Origin of the sequence: Amycolatopsis antarctica, from assembly GCF_002262875.1 — a bacterium.
In the GTDB taxonomy this organism is placed as follows: Bacteria; Actinomycetota; Actinomycetes; order Mycobacteriales; family Pseudonocardiaceae; genus Amycolatopsis; species Amycolatopsis antarctica.
The window spans coordinates 40,700-56,512 of record NZ_NKYE01000014.1 but is presented as its reverse complement, the minus strand read 5'-3'; the positions used below and the strand labels follow the sequence as shown (position 1 = coordinate 56,512).

Here is a 15,813-nt window from a genome sequence, read left to right as displayed (position 1 = left end):
TCCCGACTGGATCCTCCGGCACGACCCCGACCACCCCGCGAACCAGTGAACCGACGGCGCTCGAGGACGAGGACGCCGTCACGCCACCCATCGAAATCCCCGCGTAAGCCACGGCCGCCGCATTCGGGCACGCCAAGCGTGAGCGGGCGGGTCACGCCCGGCTCGGCGGACGGGGTCTGCCTGTTCGCAGTGCCCGCACGAACCACTCCGATCGACCTTCCCACGAGCAGGAGAACCACTCGATGATGCCGTCGTGCGCAGCCCCCGCAACGGAAACGACCGGGGCGTCGCCCCGGAGACACCGATCCGAACAGCTTCGACACGAGGCCGTTCCGGTCGAGCACGGGCCCCGGGAGAGCGTCGGCGAAGGCCACGCGATCGGCCTGTCCCGGTGAGCGCGCGACGGACCCTCGCCGGTGCATTGCTGGCCACGGCGGTCGTGGTCACCGGCTGCGCGACTCCCGGTGCGGAGCAGACGGCCGCGGGCCTCGACCGGCGGCACCAGACCATCATCGACGGGCCGCAGCGCCCGGAGGACCTCATCGCGGTACCGGCCAGCACCTGGGTGGTGAGCAGCGGTGTTCCACACGGCACCACGACCGGACGCCTCCAGGGCGTGAACTCTACCGACAGTGCCATCGTGGACCTGTGGCCGGCGAATGCAGGGCCCGCGCGTCCCGACCGAGAGACGTACCCGGACTGTCCCGGCCCGCCGGACGCGCAGCGGTTCTCGCCGCACGGACTCGATCTCGTCGCCACCGGCCCCGGCGTGGCTCGGCTGCTCGTGGTCAACCACGGTGGCCGCGAGGCCGTTGAAGTATTCGATGTGGACACTGCTAGCTCTCCGCCCCTCGTCTCGTGGCGAGGATGCGCCGTGCTGCCGGAGACCGTGGGCGGCAACGGAGTGGCCGCGCTACCCGACGGTTCCGGCTTCGTGGCGACGAACGCCTACGACTCCACCAAACCTCCGGACTACAAGGCGATCATCGAGGGCCGCTCCAGCGGCGACGTTCGCCTGTGGCAGCGCGGCACAGGATGGACGACGGTTCCGTTCAGCGCCCTCCCCGGACCGAACGGGGTCGCCGTCTCGGCCGACAGCAAGACCGCCTACGTCGCGGACTGGCCGAGCCGCCGCATCGTGGCCATTCCCGTGGCGGGGGGACTCCCGAAGACCGTGGCGTCACTGAAGTTCCTGCCCGACAACCTCCGCACGACCGTGAGGGGCACCATCCTGACCACCGGCCAGGACATCACCGCCGAGGACCTCGGCACCTGCGGGGCCGGCGAGGGGCCCGACTGCCCACCAGGGTTCTCGATCGTCGAGATCAACCCGGGGAAGGGGAAGACGAAGGTCGTCTACCGCAGTGAGGATCCGGAGTTCGGGATGGCCACCACCGCGGCCCCGGTCGGAAACGAGATCTGGGTCGGCCGGGTCGGCAAGGACCGGATCGCACGGGTCAGCCCCTGAGGCCGTACCCGATTCGCTTCGCCATCGCCTGCACGGCGAGCTGTTCGGGAACGGCGAGCCGCACAGCTGTGCCGGCTGCGGAGCCCGCGTCCTGCCCGAGGTGAATCGGATCGTCCGGTTGCCCGGATGTACTTCCTTTCCCGGCCGGGCACGCGCGTGGTGGTACAGAGATTCCGTGCGCATACTGGTGGCTGAGGATGAGAAGATGCTCGCCGACGCGGTCAGCGAGGGCCTGCGGGACAGCGGGCTCGCGGTGGACGTCGTGTACGACGGCGCTGCCGCGCTGGACCGGTGCCGCGTCAACGACTACGACGTCGTGGTGCTCGACCGCGGCCTGCCGCTCGTGCATGGCGACGATGTCTGCCGCTCGCTCATCGGTGACCAGCCGGGCCCGCGGATCCTGCTGCTCACCGCGGCCTCCGCGGTTCCGGACCGGGTCCGCGGCCTCGAACTCGGCGCGGACGACTACCTGCCGAAACCGTTCGCCTTCACCGAACTCGTCGCCAGGGTGCGGTCACTGGGGCGGCGGAGCAGGCCCGCGGCACCTCCGGTGCTGGAGCGAGCGGGAATCTCGCTGGACACGGCACGGCACCGGGTGGTGCGCGATGACCACCCCCTGCCGTTGACCAAGAAGGAATTCACCGTTCTCGAGGAACTGCTGCGCGCCGACGGGGCCGTGGTCTCCAGTGAGCAGTTACTGGAAACGGCCTGGGACGAGAACATCGATCCGTTCACCAACGTCGTGCGCGTGACCATGACCTCGCTCCGGCGGAAACTGGGTGAACCCGGCGTCATCGAGACGGTGTCCGGCGTGGGATACCGGATCTCGTGAAGCGCTGGACACTGCGAGGCAGACTGACGCTCGCCTACGTGCTGCTCACCGTCGTCACGGGGGCGATACTGCTCGGCCTGACCATGGTGATGGCGGATCCGCTGGCCCCGGCAGGGATGGCGAGCGCGCCCCCCATTCCCGACTCGTCACCGGACGCCGTCGTCGAGCCGGCCGAGCTTCCGTCTCCGCCCCCGGTCGAGGAGGAACTCAACGATGACCCCATCGACAATCCGGTGGCGCTCAGCTATTCCTCGCTGATCAAGAACGGCTTCATCGCGCTGGGCGTCGTGGCGTTGGTGTCCGCCTTTCTCGGGTGGTTCACGGCCCGGCGCGCACTTCGCCCGGTCCGGTCCATCACGGCCGCGGCCCGGCGGGCCGCGGAACAGGATCTGAGCACACGCATCGAGCTTCCCGGTCCGAACGACGAGATCAAGGAACTCGCGGACGCCTTCGACCACATGCTGGGCCGGTTGGAACGGTCGTTCACCGGGCAACGCAGGTTCATCGCGAATGCCGCGCACGAGCTGAAGACCCCGGTGGCGGCGCAACGAGCGGTCACCGAGGTGACGCTCTCGCGGCCACAGGTAGGGCCTGAGACCGTGGCCCTGGGACGCAAACTGCTCACCAGTCTCGATCGCCAGGAACGTGTGCTGGCGGGCCTGCTCACGCTGGCACAGAACGCGGAGACCGTGCGCCGGGACGAGATCATCGATCTCGCCAGGTTCACCGAGGACATTCTGCACGAACGAGTCGCCCATTCCGGCCGGGGAATCGAGCTGACCACCGAACTGGACACGGCCAAGGTGCGTGGCGACGCCGCGCTGGTCGAGCAACTGGTCCGCAACCTCGTCGACAACGCGTACATCCACAACAGTGCGCACGGCTGGATTTCCGTGCGCACCAAGGACGATCGGACGAGCTGCTCCCTCGAGATCGCCAACGGCGGCGCACACATCGACTCCGCCGACGGTGCCGCCCTGTTCGAACCGTTCCAGCGGTTGTGCTTCACCAGGGCGGACCCGCCCCCTGGCAACGGTCTCGGCCTCTCGGTCGTGCGGGCGATCGCCGAGGCGCACGGCGGCTCCGTCACCGCGCTGCCCAGGACCGAGGGCGGGCTCGCGGTCGAGGTCCGTCTGCCGCCGGCGGAGTACGCCACGAAATTCTGGGGACCACACCCGGCCCGTATCGACGCGCCGGTGTCCCGGAAAACGACTACTGTCCTCAGTGGACAGTGACTGGTGAGCGTTCGGAGCGCATCGATCGTCCGGGGATCGCCGAACCGTCCGTCAGGAGGCGACGGAGTCGATCAGCCAGTGGTACCGGAGTCTCAGTGCGCGTTCGACGGCGGAGAGGATCCCGGCGACGACCATGGTGACGTTCGCCCAGGTGGGCAGGCGGATCGGCGAGACGAAGGTGCCGAGGTGCTCGGCGACGACCGGGATCCGGGTGACGGTCTCGACACCTTTGAGAACGGCGACGACGAACACGACGAGGAGAATGACCAGGGCGAGCGCGCCGATGACGGTGCTCGTCCTGGGAAACTTCTGCTCGAATCTCGCCCGCAGCCCCTCCTGGGAGGAACGGTGCGGGCGCAGAGCGTGTTCGCTGCCGTCCTCAGCGACGTAGCGCATGCGCTTCAGTCCGAACGCGCTGGTGGCAACCTCGATCACACCACCCGGCACCGGGAACGTGGTCGGCAGGTTGGCCCGGTGGACCTGGACACCGTCGCGGTACAGCGCGGCAGGGCTCCTCCCGACCGCGTTGTTGTGCTGGCTCTTGGTCTTCGCATCGGCGAGGTATCGCACGTCGACCGCGTAGGTCTGACTGTGCCCCGAGGGGGCCGGGAGGTCGAGGAAGAACAATGAGCGCGAGAAGAGCTGCCAGAGACGGTACTCGGCGAGTGGCCGCCCGTCGCCGGGCCTGACCCTGCCGAGCTGCCAGCGCCGCTTGAGCTTCTTGACCATCGTCTTTCTCTCCTCGGGACTGCCCTCGGATGGGTTCCCCGGCCACCGGACGATGCCCGCGCATCCACCACGAGCGCTGACGCCCAGTACAAGGGATGCCCTCGGGGCCAGGTCAAGTCAGTCGAGGTGTATCAGCCGAAGGTGTGTACGTCACGAGAGAACTCAGGTCAGGTACTGCGCTGGGATACTGACTCCGTCCTTCACGGAGTCGAGTACGAACATGGTGTCGTAGCGGCGGATGTTGTCGTCCGCCTTGAAGAGCTGGTTTCCCGTGTCCCGCAGCTCGCGCACGGATGGTGCCGAGACCAGAACCGCGTAGTCCCACCGTCCGGAGAGCAGGAAGCACTGCTGGACCGCCGGGTGTGCTCGCAGCGTTTCGGTGATCCGCCTGTGGTGCTCCACGGATTCGTTGACCAGTGCGAGCAGGACCACGGCTTGCGTGAGCCTGGGGGCCTTGTCCGGGGCGATCTGCACGACGGTGCGGGTGAGGCCCGCGGCCTTGTATCGCTGAACGCGTCGCTGGACCGCACTGGGTGACAAGCCCACCAGGCCCCCGAGTTCGCGGAGCGTGCGGTCGGCGTCGATCTGCAACTCGTCGAGCAGGCGGACGTCGATCTCGTCCAGCCGGAGCGATTCGGGCACGCGAAATTTTTGCGCGCCCACGCAATCTTTGCAAGCGCGTTCGTCGGCGCTGCTCGTATGTTCGCCAGATGGACATGACGCGCCGTACAGGGATCATCGGAGTCGGAGAGCTCGGCGAGGCCATCGTGACGGGCCTGAGCAGCACCCCCTCGCCGCTACCGATCCACCTGTCGCCGCGCAGCGCCGGGGCCGCGCGCGGCCTGGCAACCACCTTCCACGGGGTGCGGGCCTGCCCGAGCAACCAGGCCGTCGTGGAGCACAGCGACGTCATCCTGCTCCTGGTACGCCCCAGTGACGTGGCGGAGGTGCTGGCAGGCATCCAACGAATCGCTGCGTCAGGACTGGCTCGGCCCGGCCAACGTGGCTGGCCTCCGGCAGGCACTCGCGCGCATTCACGACAGGGTCGCGCCACCCCATGCGGGCCAACGGTGACCCACACGGAAAGCACCACCGGGCAGTCGAGAGCCGGCCGGTGAACCGCGTATCGCACAACATGCCCTATCGGACGGTGCTGCTGGTCCTTCGGGTCCTTCCGCCACCGAGCGCTCGATCCGGTACGTGCTCGCTGGCTATCCTGGCGGGCGTCCTGAGGAGGGGATCACTCTGCCTGGAAGCGTGTTCTTCGTCGCCGCACCCGCGGCCGGTCATGTCACCGTCACCCTCCCCCTCGTGCGGGAGCTGACCCGGCGCGGGATCGAGGTCGTCTACGCGACCGGGGCCGAGCAGATCGGCGCGACGGAGGCGGCCGGAGCGCGCGGATTCGAGCTGCCGTGGACACTCGACGCCGGATGGCTCTCCAGCGAACGCTTCAGCACCACGACGTTCGTGGACTTCCTCGACGGCCTGCTCACCTCCGCCGCACCACACCTGGACCGGCTCGTCGCCCAGGGACGAGAGCGCGACGCCGCGGCGGTGTGTTTCGACGCGGCCGTCGCGCCCATCGGCATCGCGCTCGCTCAGCGTCTGGGAGTGCCGGCCGTGTCGGTCACCGGGAGCATGGCCGTGAACGAGCACCTGCCGCTGCACCGCTTGCTGCCGCCGGACTTCCGGCCGGACAACGAGGCACTGGTCCGACACGCGGGACACCTCGCGCAGTTCTCCACGGACCAGGGGCTCGACGGCCCGCTGCTGCCGATGGTCCAGCCGGAAGTGCCGCTGAGGCTCGTGTTCCTGCCCGCCGCGTTCCAGATCGCGGCGGACACCTTCGACTCGACGTGGCAGTTCGTCGGGCCCACGCTCGCGCCGTCCGAGGACGCGGCCGCGAGCGACGACCGGCCTCTGCTGGTCGTCTCGCTCGGCTCGGCGTTCACCGACCGTCCCGACCTTTTCCGCGCGTGCGCCGACGCCTTCGCCGGCTCCTCGTGGCGCGTGGTGATGGCGACCGGCCGCACCCCGCTCGCCGAGCTGGGCCCGTTGCCTGCCAACGTCGAGGCGACGCCGTGGATCCCGCAGCAACGGCTTCTGCGGCAGGCCACCGCGTTCGTCTCCCACGCGGGCACAACCGCGATCATGGAGGCCTTCTCCCTCGGCGTGCCGCTGGTCATGCTGCCGCAGGTGTCCGAGCACTTCCTCAATGCCGACCGCGTCGCCGAACTCGGCCTCGGCGTCACACTCGATCCCACCGACCTCAGTCCGCGAACCCTGCGCGACACCGTCGAAGGTCTTGCCGAGGACACCGTCGTGCGCGATCGCCTCAGCTGGATGGCGAACGAGATCGCCGCGACCGGCGGCGCGCCCCGGGCCGCTGACGCCGTGCTCGAACTGACCAGCGCCGGGAACTGAGTCCTCACCGCGAGTCGGACTCCTTCAGTTCTCGTCGTCGGGTTCGCTGGTGTGGTGGTCGTGGTCGGCCGTGCCGCGCTTCCAGTAGCCGTCGACGCAGGTCTGTCGTCCGGGCAGTCCGAGCTCGTTCCTGAGGTATCGGCGGATCGGCTTCATCGTGCCTGCTTCCCCTGCTGCGAAGGCATACAGCGCATCGGGATCTTCGGGCAGATCGATCCGGCGCACCGCGGTTTCCAACGCACTCCCGTGATCCGCCTCGACGGGAGCGGTGTCGCGGTGCACCCAGCGCAGATCCAGGTCCACCCCCGCCCCTACGGTGAGACGCTGCTCCTCGGCCGGGTCGGCGACCTCGATCACCGCTGTCACCCGGGCTCCCGGTGGTGCCTCCTCGACCAGCCGGGAAATCGCCGGTATCGCCGTTTCGTCCCCGGCCGCCAGATAGTGGGGGTAGTTCTCGGGTAGCAGCCAGTTCGCGCGTGGACCCATCACCACGAGTTCGTCGCCGGGGACCGCCCGGCTCGCCCACACTCCGGCGACGCCGTGCTCGTGCAGCACGAAGTCCACGGTCAGCTCGCGCGCCTCGGGATTCCACGCCCGCGGCGTGTAGTCCCGGCGGATCGGCGCACCGCTGTCGCTGTCTGGTTCCCAGCCGCCGCCGGCGGTTTCCCGGTAGGCGACGATCTGCCCGGTCCGTGGGTTCGGGAAGTACACCTTGACGTGGTCGTTGCAGGCGAACCGCACGAACGGATAGCCCTGCGCGAGTACGTCGCCGGTCAGCACGATCCGCCGGTACCGCAGGGTGATCTCCTCGACTCTGGACACCCGCAGATCCCGGCGGACGATCGCAGGCTGGAACCGGTGCTGGAGTTCACCGGTGCGGTTCGTTCCGGTGGCGGCGGGTGATGCGGGAATGGTCATCGGAGTTCCTCGTCGTCGGGGGCTGGGTTGTCGCCGGGGAGAGGACACGGTTTCGGCTCCACCGGGCGGAGGGTGCTGGTGCGCGGATCGAGGGGCACGACGTTCGGGGTGCCGGCGACCGGGTCCGGCACCACCAGGGCACGCAGCCCGAAGACGTCCTCGATCAGCTCGGCGGTGACGACCTCCTCCGGTGCGCCGGTGGTGACGACCTGTCCGTCGCGCAGGACGATGAGGTGATCGGCATACCGGGCCGCCTGGTTCAGGTCGTGCAGGACGGCAACGATGGTCTTGCCGTCCTCGTGCAGGCCACGAAAGAGTTCCATCAGTTCGTACTGGTGCGCGATGTCCAGGAACGTGGTCGGCTCGTCCAGCAGCATGATCGGGGTGTCCTGGGCCAGTAGCATCGCCACCCACACCCGTTGCCGCTGCCCGCCGGAGAGTTCGTCGACCAAGCGGCCGGACAGTTCAGTGAGCCGGGTCGCCGTCAGCGCGGCCGCGACAGCGTCCTCATCGGATTCGCGCCACTGCTGGATCAGGTTCTGGTGCGGTGCCCGGCCGCGGGCGACGAGATCGGCGACGCGGATACCGTCCGGCGCGAGCGAGGTCTGTGGCAGCAGCCCAAGCCGGCGGGCGACCTCCTTAGACCGGTACGAGTTGATCGCCTTGCCGTCCAGCAGCACCTGCCCGCTGGTGGGAATGAGAACGCGCGCGAGGGCACGTAACAGGGTCGACTTCCCGCACCCGTTCGGACCGATGATCGCGGTGAACGAGTGGTCGGGGATTCGCACCGAAAGGTTCGCGGAGACGACGCGCCTGTCGTAGCCGATCGTCGCGTCCTGAGCGGACACCTTGGCCGGGACCGGTCGGCCGGCGCGCGCCACCTCGTTGGTCTGGTTCATCACCATGAGCTTTCTCTCCGGGTCACCGGGGGCCTCCGTACTGTCTGCGGGCTTCGCGGACGAGCAGCCAGAGCAGGTAGATCCCACCGAGACACACGCTGATCAGGCCGACCGGGATGGCCCGGTAGAACTGCGCGATCACCAGGGACAGCAGATGCGCGCACGCCAGCAGGGTCGCTCCCATCGCGGCCGCGGCGAGCAGGCTCACCCCCGGCGACCTGGTCAGTCGCCTGGCCACCTGGGGTGCGATCAGGGCGACGAATCCGATCGGCCCGGCCGAGGCGGTGACCAGCGCGACCGTGGCGACACCGACGGTCATCAGAGCCAGGCGAGCCGGGCCGGGACGGGCGCCCTGGGTGATCGCGGTGTCCTCGCCGAGTTCCAGGACGCGCAGCGTAGGTGCGAGCAGGGCCGCCGCGACGACGATCGCGGCCGCCAGGGCCAGTGTGGGCACCATGCTCGTCCAGGACACCCGGGAGATGGAACCCGCGCCCCAGAACCCCACGACCAGGGCGTCGTCGACATCGGCGCGGGTGATCAGGTAGGAATTGATCGCGCCGAGCATCGCGGACACACCGATCCCTACGATGATCAGCCGGAAACCCTGGACACCGCGCCGGTATGCGAGGACATAGACGAGGAACGCCGTCGCGAGTCCGCCGGCAATCGCCGCCGCGGCCACCGACCAGTACGTACCCGAGCCGAACACCAGAATCGTGAGCACCACGGCGGTGTAGGAACCGGCGTCGAAACCGATCACGTCCGGTGAGCCCAGTGGGTTGTGGGTCAGGGACTGGAAGATCGCCCCGCCGATACCCAGCAGCGCCCCGAAGGTCACCGCGGCCACCGCGACCGGCAGCCGCCACTCGACCACGATCACCTGCTGGAAACGTTCTCCACCACCGGCAAGCGCGGCCAGCACCTGCTCCAGCCGCAGCGGATAGTCGCCATAGGTGATGGCCACCACCGCAAGGGCCGTCGCGACGAGGAACAACAGCACCGAAACGGCGAGCACCCGCACCGGCAGCAGGACGGAGAACCAGCGCGTCCGAACCCCGAGGGTGGCATAGCCGAAATCGACCCTCGCCGCACCCTCGGTCGGCGAGGACGAGGGCTCAGTGCCCGTCACAGCTCGCTCACTTTCCGGCTGCGCACCAGCGCGATCAGTACCGGAGCGCCGATCACCGCCGTCAGGATGCCCACCTCGATCTCACCCGGCCGGGCAATCACCCTGCCCAGCACGTCCGCGGCGAGCACCAGCACCGGCGCGGCCAGCCCCGAGCAGACGATGATCCACCGCTGATCCGGACCCGTGAACCATCGCACGACATGCGGCACCACCAAGCCGACGAACCCGATCCCTCCGGTCAGGGCGGTCGCGCCTCCGGCGAGCAGAGTCAACGCGATCACCCCGAGCACCCTGGTGCGGATCACCTTCGTACCCAGAGACGCCGCCAGGTCGTCACCGAGCGCGATCGCGTTCAGCGGCCCCGCGATCAGCACCGCGAGCACCAGTCCCACCGTCAGGAACGGCAGCACGGCACCCGTGTCGTCCAGGCTCGTGTCGGCGATCGATCCCAGTCCCCAGTTCCGGATCGACCGGAAGGTCTCCGGATCGATCAACGTCAGGAACGTCGAGAAGCCGTTCAGCACGGCACCCAGTGCCACCCCGGCCAGCACCAGGGTCACCGGCGAGACCAGTCCACGCCCGGCGGAGCCGACCAGGTACACCAGCAACGTCGCCGCCGCGGCACCGAGGAACGCGAACCAGACGTAACCGGTGATGCCGGAAAGGCCGAACACCCCGACGCCCACGGTGACGGCGAACCCCGCCCCGGCGTTCACACCCAGAATCCCCGGTTCGGCCAGCGGATTGCGCGTCAACGCCTGGATCAGCGCACCGGCGACCCCGAAGGACACGCCCACCACGATGCCGATGATCGTGCGGGGCCAACGCTGCGTCCACACGATGATGGACGCCTCCGACCCGTCCCGTTCCCACAGCACCCGCCACACCTGATCGAAGGGCAGCGCCTGTGCCCCCAGCGCCATGCTGGCGAGCACCACCGCCGCCAGTGCGGCCAGGAGCACGGCCGGCCCGAGCGTCCGGCGAGCGCGCGGCCGACGGTGGGCGAGAGCATCCTCCCGCCCACCGCGCCGTCCGAGTGCCTGCGAAATCACCCGGTCAGGCCGGCCTTGCTCAGCCACACGCTCGCCACCGTCTCCGCCGCCCACGGCAGGCTGAGTGCGCTCGCGCCGCGGCGCATCACCCAGATGGCATTCGTGCCCGAGCCCTCCTCGCCGGCGACGACCGCCGTGTACCGGCCCTGCGCGACGGCCGGGATGGACTGGAAAAGCTGGTCCGCCTCACGCTGCGCACGGATCGCCTGGCTGTTGTAGCCGACCACGAGCGCGTCCGCGTCCAGTGACCGCACCTGCTCACTGGCGATCTTCGGGTTCGCGACGAAACTCTCCGCGAGCGGGTTGGGCATGAATCCCAGTGCCCTCACGAAGGTCTCGGCGGTACCGCCGGCGACCGTGTAGTACTCGAGGCCGGAGGAGTACTCGGTGGCGATCGTGATGGTCTTGCCTGCGAACCGCGGGTGCCTCGCGGCGACGTCGGCGATCGCCCGCTCGGCTTTGGCGATGGCCTGTTCCGAAGCGGCAGGCAGGTCCAGTGCCTCGCCGGCGAGGCGTTGCAGTTCGCGCCAGTCGATCTGGTCGGAGGAGACGTCGGCCTTCTTCTCCAGCACCGGCGCGATCGCGCTGAGCCGTTCGTAGTCGGCGTCCTCCACCGCGTAGTTCAGCGAGAGGATCAGGTCCGGGTTCGTCGCGGCGATGCCCTCGACATTGACCGGATCACGGCGCGTGCCGGCGTCGACGACCTCGATCCCGGCCAGCCAGTCCTTGTTCCGCCACTCCCACTCGGCCTCCTCGCGCTGCGCGTACACCGGGGTCACGCCCAGCACCTCGAGTACGTCGAGATTGGTGGAGAAACCGAGCACCGCGATCCGCTCCGGCCGCTTTTCCAGCACCGCTTCTTTCCGGGACTGGACCGTCAGCGGGTACTGGGTCGTCCCTTCAGCCGCGGGCAACGCGGTCGCGACCGGCGTCTGCGCCTGCTCGCCCGTATCGGACTCGGTGGCGGCGCAACCGGTCAGCGCGAAAGCGACGGTCAGCGCGACGGCTCCGAGAACGCGGAGTCGCGCGCCTGGCAACTTGGTCATCGAATGCTCCTCTCAGGGATGCCACGCACCGCTTCGGCCGATGGCGAGCGCACGACGCGACTCAGCAGCTCTCGCGCGGGAACGGCGATCACCGGTATCGGACTAAGCTTAGGGAAACCTAACCTATGCGGGTACTCTGTTTTGGCCTCGTGGTGCACTGATTTGGCCACATTGCGCAGAAGCCGCGGGACAGCGCGGAAGCGTCGTACGAGAGTGGAGCGATGCCACAACAGGGCGACCGTGAGCGAGCGGCGGACGATGACGGCGCGGACGAGACACCATGGCGAATCTGGATACCGCCGATCACGATCGACGCTCGCCGGGAGGGTCGGGTCCACGTTCTCCTGTGGCAGATGGAGGGCACGGCCGACCTCACCGTGAAGGACCAGACGATCACGCTGACGAAGCACCAGGCCCTGTGGATACCGGTGGGCACCCGGCACAAATTCACCGTGCACGCCGGCTCGGTACTGATGCCGGTGATCTTCGACGCCGCCGACACGGCCACCACACTGTGCGAACCGGGGCTGGTCACCGTGAGCCGTGAGCTGCGGGCACTGATGCTCGCCTATGTGACAGCGTGGAACTCGATCATCAAGCCGGAGGCGAATCTGGCCCGTCAGATCCTCGGACTCATCGAACCGAGCCCGGTGCTGTCGACCACCCTGCCGATGCCTGCCAGTGAACCGGCACGGATCATCGCGGAAACGCTGAGATTCAACCCCGGTGACACCCGGAGCGCGGTCGAGCTCGCGGAATCGGTGCACACGTCCTCGCGCACCATCCGGCGTGCGTTCGAAACGGAGACCGGCATCAGCCTGCGACAGTGGCGTATCCAGAACCGGATGGAGGCCGCGAGCATCCTGCTGCGCTCGGACACGACCCTCGACGCCGTCGCCCATCGAGTCGGCTATACCAATGTGAACGCGTTCCGCCGGGTCTTCCATGGCCACTTCGGAGTGTCGCCGACCGAGTACGCCCGGCGATACACGGCCACGTGACTGGGCGCCGCTCGACCTGACCTGTCGTCGGGGCGCGACCACGTCGGGCGGCCCCGTTGTCCTTACTGTCGGCGGCGTGCACGGCTGCCGGAGGCTGGCGACCGGCGCCTACAGCGTTCCTGTCGCGCGAAGGAGCGGTCGTAGAGCCACTTGCTTGCGCTCGTTGTAGTCCATGACTTTCCCGCCCTGGGACCGCTGCTCGTTTCGCTTCTTCGTATCGCGCGCGCTCCTCGGGATGGGTGCGCGGCCACCCGGGCCGGTAGGTGACGATCGTGACCGTCTCCGGCGGGGTCGATCACCGCGACCGGTCATCCCGCTCCGCCGCCGAGAAGGGTGACGCGTTCGGCGGCGAGCCGGGCGAGACCGGGGCGCCAGGACTGGCCGACCGGGCCACGACCGGAACTGCGCCGCTACCGGGCCGCGCTCGGCCCGGTGCTGATCTTCGCGGCCAGCAACTTCCCGTTCGCGTTCAGCGTCGCGGGCGGCGACACCACCTCGGCGCTGGCCGCGGGCTGCCCGGTCGTGGTCAAAGCCCATCCCGGGCATCCGGTGCTGTCCCGCCGCACGGCGGGGAGCGTCGCCGAGGCGCTCGGCAGGCCGGGTCTGCTCGGCCTCGTCGAGGGCGAACGGAACGATGTGGAGGCGTTGCGGCACAACGACATCCAGGCGGCAGCGTTCACCGGGTCGGTGCCCGGCGGCTTGGCGCTGGCGGAGATGGCGGCGGCAAGGCCCCGGCCGATCCCGTTCTACGGCGAGCTGGGCAGCGTCAACCCGGTGGTCGTCACCTCGGGCGCGGCGGCCGCCCGCACGGCGGCGATCGCCGAGGGCGACGACGTCGGCTCGCTGACCCAGGGCGCGGGCCAGTTCTGCACCAACCCCGGGCTGCTGTTCATCCCGGAGGGCAGCGATCTGGTCGACCGGATCGCCCGGCTGCTCACCGAATCCGCTGCCGCACCGATGCTCAACGAACGGATCTCGAGCGGATACCTGCGCACCGCACGGGAACTCGCCGGACAGCCCGGCGTGGACCGGGTCGTGTGGCCGGACGCCGACGACTCGATCGCACCACGACTGCTCCGGAGGGATCTCGCGGCGTTCGCCGGGAATCCGGACGCCGCCGAGGAATGCTTCGGGCCGCTCGGGCTGGTCGTCAGGTATCGCGAGCCGAAGGAACTGCTCCCGGTGCTGGCCGCTCTGCCTGGACAGCTCACTGCCACCCTGCAGGCCGAGCCGGACGAAGCCGCCGCACTCGGCGAGCTCACCGCGGTGCTGGCCGGGCGCAGTGGCCGGGTGTTGTGGAACGGCTGGCCGACCGGCGTCTCGGTGACCGCCGCGATGCAGCACGGTGGCCCGTTCCCGGCCACCACGGCACCGGCAACGACTCGGTCGGCACCGCCGCGATCGAACGGTTCCTCCGACCGGTGGCGTACCAGGGCTGGCCCGAGGCGCTGCTGCCCGAGCCGCTGCGCGCGGACAACCCCTGGCAGGTGCCGCAACGCGTCAACGGATGAGGAAAGCGCGCACGGTCGAGTCGTGGTGGAACAGGCGGCACGGGTGGGTGGCGGCGGTCCGCGGTGGGACTTGAGGCGCCGTGCGAACGGTCACCACTGCCCGTCGACGACGCGCGCCGAGGGACGGGACTATCGATCCGACTTCGCTGTCCGCCATGCGCCAGATCGTCTGCAATTCGCCCAGGAACTTGCGGTAGCGCCAATCCCAGGCCGGTAAATGGCGTTGCAGTCTTTCGTACAGTGTCGTGTCGTCGCTCCACGACCGGTCGATCGGACCGCGCGCGGATCCGTGTCATCGATAGTCGAGGTCGTTCAGGCGAGGAACAGGGCGTCCGCGCGGCCGGTGTGCCCGCCGAGGATCCGCGTGGGATCGGCGCCGAGTACCCGGTCGAGCACCGTGGCGTAGACGTCCCGGAAATCGGTGTCGTGCTTGAGATCTTCGTCGGCGAGGTCGGTCAGGCTCGGTGCGGCGCCGGCGAGTCCGCCCCGCACCTGCTGCCCCAGCAGGAACATCGGGCCCGCCGTGCCGTGGTCGGTGCCGTCACTGCCGTTCGCGCGGACCCTGCGGCCGAACTCGGAGTACACCAGCACCGTCACCTGCTTGCCGCGGTCGGTTCCCGCCATCCGCCGCGCGAACGGCGTTAGGGCACCGTCCAGTTCGGTGAGCAGGCGCTGCTGGGTTCCGCGCTCGTCGGCGTGGGTGTCGAAACCGCCCAGTGACACCGAGTACGCCCGCGAGGGCACACCGGCCTCGATCAGGTTGGCCACCACGTCGAGTTGCGCCCCGAGCGCGCCCTTGCCGCCCGCCGACGCACCGTTGTCGCGCTCCTCGTCCTCGGCCTCGTCCGGCTGCCGTTCGCCCGCCGGCGGGCCGAGAATCTCGGCGGCACGCATCAGATCGGCGAACGACCTGGCGACACGTGCCCGCTGCGGATCTTCGCCGGGCTGTGGGGTGCCGAGTGCGCGCACGGCGTCGGCGAGCTTGCCCTTCGGCAGCTTCAGGCCGCGTACCGGCAGCGTCGCGGCCGCGGTGGTCTCCCCCGCGAACAGCGGTGGCAGCGTCGACTCGATCGACACCGCGCCGAGCGGATCCGAGCCCGTCGCGTCCAGCCAGCGGCCCAGCCAGCCGGTGCGGGTCTGGGTCTCCGGCGAGGCCGTCTGCCAGATGGACATGGACCGGAAATGGCTGTGGTCGGGCTTCGGATACCCGGCAGCGGGGACGATCGCGAGCCTGCCGGAGTCCCACAGACCCTTCAGCCCGGACAGTCCGGGGTTGAGCCCCAGCCCTTCGCCGATGTCGAGCACCTCGTCCGGCTGGTACGCCAGCTCCGGTCGGGCGTCCTGGTAGGCACCGTCCCCAGCGGGGATGACGGTGTTCAGCCCGTCGTTGCCACCGTAGAGGGTGACCACCACCAGTACCCCGGCGCCGTCGGCCAGCGGGGTGTCCTGCGCGGCGTTCATCAGCTCCGGCAAGGTCACCGCAGTGGCACCCGCGGCGAGTACACCCGCGCCCGCCACGCCGGAGCCGATCAGGAACCTGCGTCGGGTCAACGAATTCACGGTGTGGTT

15 protein-coding genes are annotated in these 15,813 nt (G+C 69.4%); 7 read left to right on the top strand and 8 right to left on the bottom strand.

Going from position 1 to position 15,813, the window contains the following annotated elements; translation table 11 throughout:
• The first annotated feature begins 391 nt into the window (after positions 1 to 391).
• The 3 genes from CFN78_RS20835 (at position 392) to CFN78_RS20825 (ending at position 3,535) form a co-directional block, all read left to right on the top strand.
• Positions 392 to 1,468, top strand: a complete 1,077-nt coding sequence (locus CFN78_RS20835) for an SMP-30/gluconolactonase/LRE family protein (RefSeq protein ID WP_165777641.1) — start codon at positions 392 to 394, stop codon at positions 1,466 to 1,468.
• Between the two features lie 175 nt (positions 1,469 to 1,643).
• Positions 1,644 to 2,300 carry a response regulator transcription factor gene (locus CFN78_RS20830; protein WP_094864547.1) on the top strand — a complete coding sequence of 219 codons (657 nt, stop codon included), beginning with the start codon at positions 1,644 to 1,646 and terminating at the stop codon, positions 2,298 to 2,300.
• Positions 2,297 to 3,535 (top strand): sensor histidine kinase, encoded by a 1,239-nt coding sequence (locus CFN78_RS20825; RefSeq protein WP_094864546.1) that lies wholly within the window; start codon positions 2,297 to 2,299, stop codon positions 3,533 to 3,535. The genes CFN78_RS20830 and CFN78_RS20825 overlap by 4 nt, the downstream gene beginning before the upstream one ends.
• Positions 3,536 to 3,586: 51 nt before the next feature.
• Here CFN78_RS20825 and CFN78_RS20820 read toward each other — a convergent pair whose 3' ends face one another.
• Complete coding sequence (locus CFN78_RS20820) at positions 3,587 to 4,264, bottom strand: hypothetical protein (protein WP_094864545.1); 678 nt, start codon at positions 4,262 to 4,264, stop codon at positions 3,587 to 3,589.
• 162 nt (positions 4,265 to 4,426) lie between these two features.
• Positions 4,427 to 4,906, bottom strand: a complete 480-nt coding sequence (locus CFN78_RS20815) for an Lrp/AsnC family transcriptional regulator (RefSeq protein WP_094864544.1) — start codon at positions 4,904 to 4,906, stop codon at positions 4,427 to 4,429.
• Positions 4,907 to 4,974: 68 nt separating this feature from the next.
• On the opposite strand from CFN78_RS20815, the gene CFN78_RS20810 reads away from it, so the two are divergent.
• Both CFN78_RS20810 and CFN78_RS20805 read left to right on the top strand, forming a co-directional pair.
• Positions 4,975 to 5,382, top strand: a complete 408-nt coding sequence (locus CFN78_RS20810; protein ID WP_094864543.1) for an NAD(P)-binding domain-containing protein — start codon at positions 4,975 to 4,977, stop codon at positions 5,380 to 5,382.
• 82 nt (positions 5,383 to 5,464) lie between these two features.
• On the top strand, positions 5,465 to 6,688 hold the full coding sequence (locus CFN78_RS20805) for a macrolide family glycosyltransferase (protein ID WP_338065545.1): 1,224 nt from the start codon (positions 5,465 to 5,467) through the stop codon (positions 6,686 to 6,688).
• A gap of 24 nt (positions 6,689 to 6,712) precedes the next feature.
• Here CFN78_RS20805 and CFN78_RS20800 read toward each other — a convergent pair whose 3' ends face one another.
• The 5 genes from CFN78_RS20800 to CFN78_RS20780 all read right to left on the bottom strand — a co-directional run bounded on the left by CFN78_RS20800 (position 6,713) and on the right by CFN78_RS20780 (position 11,732).
• Complete coding sequence (locus CFN78_RS20800; protein ID WP_094864541.1) at positions 6,713 to 7,606, bottom strand: siderophore-interacting protein; 894 nt, start codon at positions 7,604 to 7,606, stop codon at positions 6,713 to 6,715.
• Positions 7,603 to 8,505 carry an ABC transporter ATP-binding protein gene (locus CFN78_RS20795; RefSeq protein ID WP_094864646.1) on the bottom strand — a complete coding sequence of 301 codons (903 nt, stop codon included), beginning with the start codon at positions 8,503 to 8,505 and terminating at the stop codon, positions 7,603 to 7,605. Before CFN78_RS20795 ends, CFN78_RS20800 begins: the two co-directional genes overlap by 4 nt.
• 22 nt (positions 8,506 to 8,527) lie before the next feature.
• Positions 8,528 to 9,634: a FecCD family ABC transporter permease gene (locus CFN78_RS20790; RefSeq protein WP_094864540.1), complete on the bottom strand. Its 1,107-nt coding sequence runs from the start codon at positions 9,632 to 9,634 to the stop codon at positions 8,528 to 8,530.
• Complete coding sequence (locus CFN78_RS20785; protein WP_165777639.1) at positions 9,631 to 10,596, bottom strand: FecCD family ABC transporter permease; 966 nt, start codon at positions 10,594 to 10,596, stop codon at positions 9,631 to 9,633. The genes CFN78_RS20790 and CFN78_RS20785 overlap by 4 nt, the downstream gene beginning before the upstream one ends.
• An 86-nt stretch (positions 10,597 to 10,682) precedes the next feature.
• The gene (locus tag CFN78_RS20780; RefSeq protein ID WP_094864538.1) at positions 10,683 to 11,732 is read right to left on the bottom strand and encodes an ABC transporter substrate-binding protein; all 1,050 of its coding nucleotides are present in this window, start codon (positions 11,730 to 11,732) and stop codon (positions 10,683 to 10,685) included.
• A 221-nt stretch (positions 11,733 to 11,953) separates the two neighbouring features.
• On the opposite strand from CFN78_RS20780, the gene CFN78_RS20775 reads away from it, so the two are divergent.
• Together CFN78_RS20775 and CFN78_RS20770 are read left to right on the top strand one after the other, a co-directional pair.
• Positions 11,954 to 12,733, top strand: a complete 780-nt coding sequence (locus CFN78_RS20775) for a helix-turn-helix domain-containing protein (RefSeq protein WP_094864537.1) — start codon at positions 11,954 to 11,956, stop codon at positions 12,731 to 12,733.
• Positions 12,734 to 13,066: 333 nt separating this feature from the next.
• Positions 13,067 to 14,461 (top strand): aldehyde dehydrogenase family protein, encoded by a 1,395-nt coding sequence (locus CFN78_RS20770; RefSeq protein WP_240519589.1) that lies wholly within the window; start codon positions 13,067 to 13,069, stop codon positions 14,459 to 14,461.
• Between the two features lie 95 nt (positions 14,462 to 14,556).
• Here CFN78_RS20770 and CFN78_RS20765 read toward each other — a convergent pair whose 3' ends face one another.
• The gene (locus tag CFN78_RS20765) at positions 14,557 to 15,804 is read right to left on the bottom strand and encodes a DUF1501 domain-containing protein (protein WP_094864536.1); all 1,248 of its coding nucleotides are present in this window, start codon (positions 15,802 to 15,804) and stop codon (positions 14,557 to 14,559) included.
• Positions 15,805 to 15,813: the final 9 nt, after the last annotated feature.

What these genes read in the sequence shown, in the direction of transcription:
- CFN78_RS20820 (WP_094864545.1), bottom strand. Translation starts at nt 4,264, where the DNA reads ATGGTCAAGAAGCTCAAGCGGCGCTGGCAGCTCGGCAGGGTCAGGCCC.
- CFN78_RS20810 (WP_094864543.1), top strand. Translation starts at nt 4,975, where the DNA reads ATGGACATGACGCGCCGTACAGGGATCATCGGAGTCGGAGAGCTCGGC.
- CFN78_RS20800 (WP_094864541.1), bottom strand. Translation starts at nt 7,606, where the DNA reads ATGACCATTCCCGCATCACCCGCCGCCACCGGAACGAACCGCACCGGT.
- CFN78_RS20795 (WP_094864646.1), bottom strand. Translation starts at nt 8,505, where the DNA reads ATGAACCAGACCAACGAGGTGGCGCGCGCCGGCCGACCGGTCCCGGCC.
- CFN78_RS20780 (WP_094864538.1), bottom strand. Translation starts at nt 11,732, where the DNA reads ATGACCAAGTTGCCAGGCGCGCGACTCCGCGTTCTCGGAGCCGTCGCG.
- CFN78_RS20775 (WP_094864537.1), top strand. Translation starts at nt 11,954, where the DNA reads ATGCCACAACAGGGCGACCGTGAGCGAGCGGCGGACGATGACGGCGCG.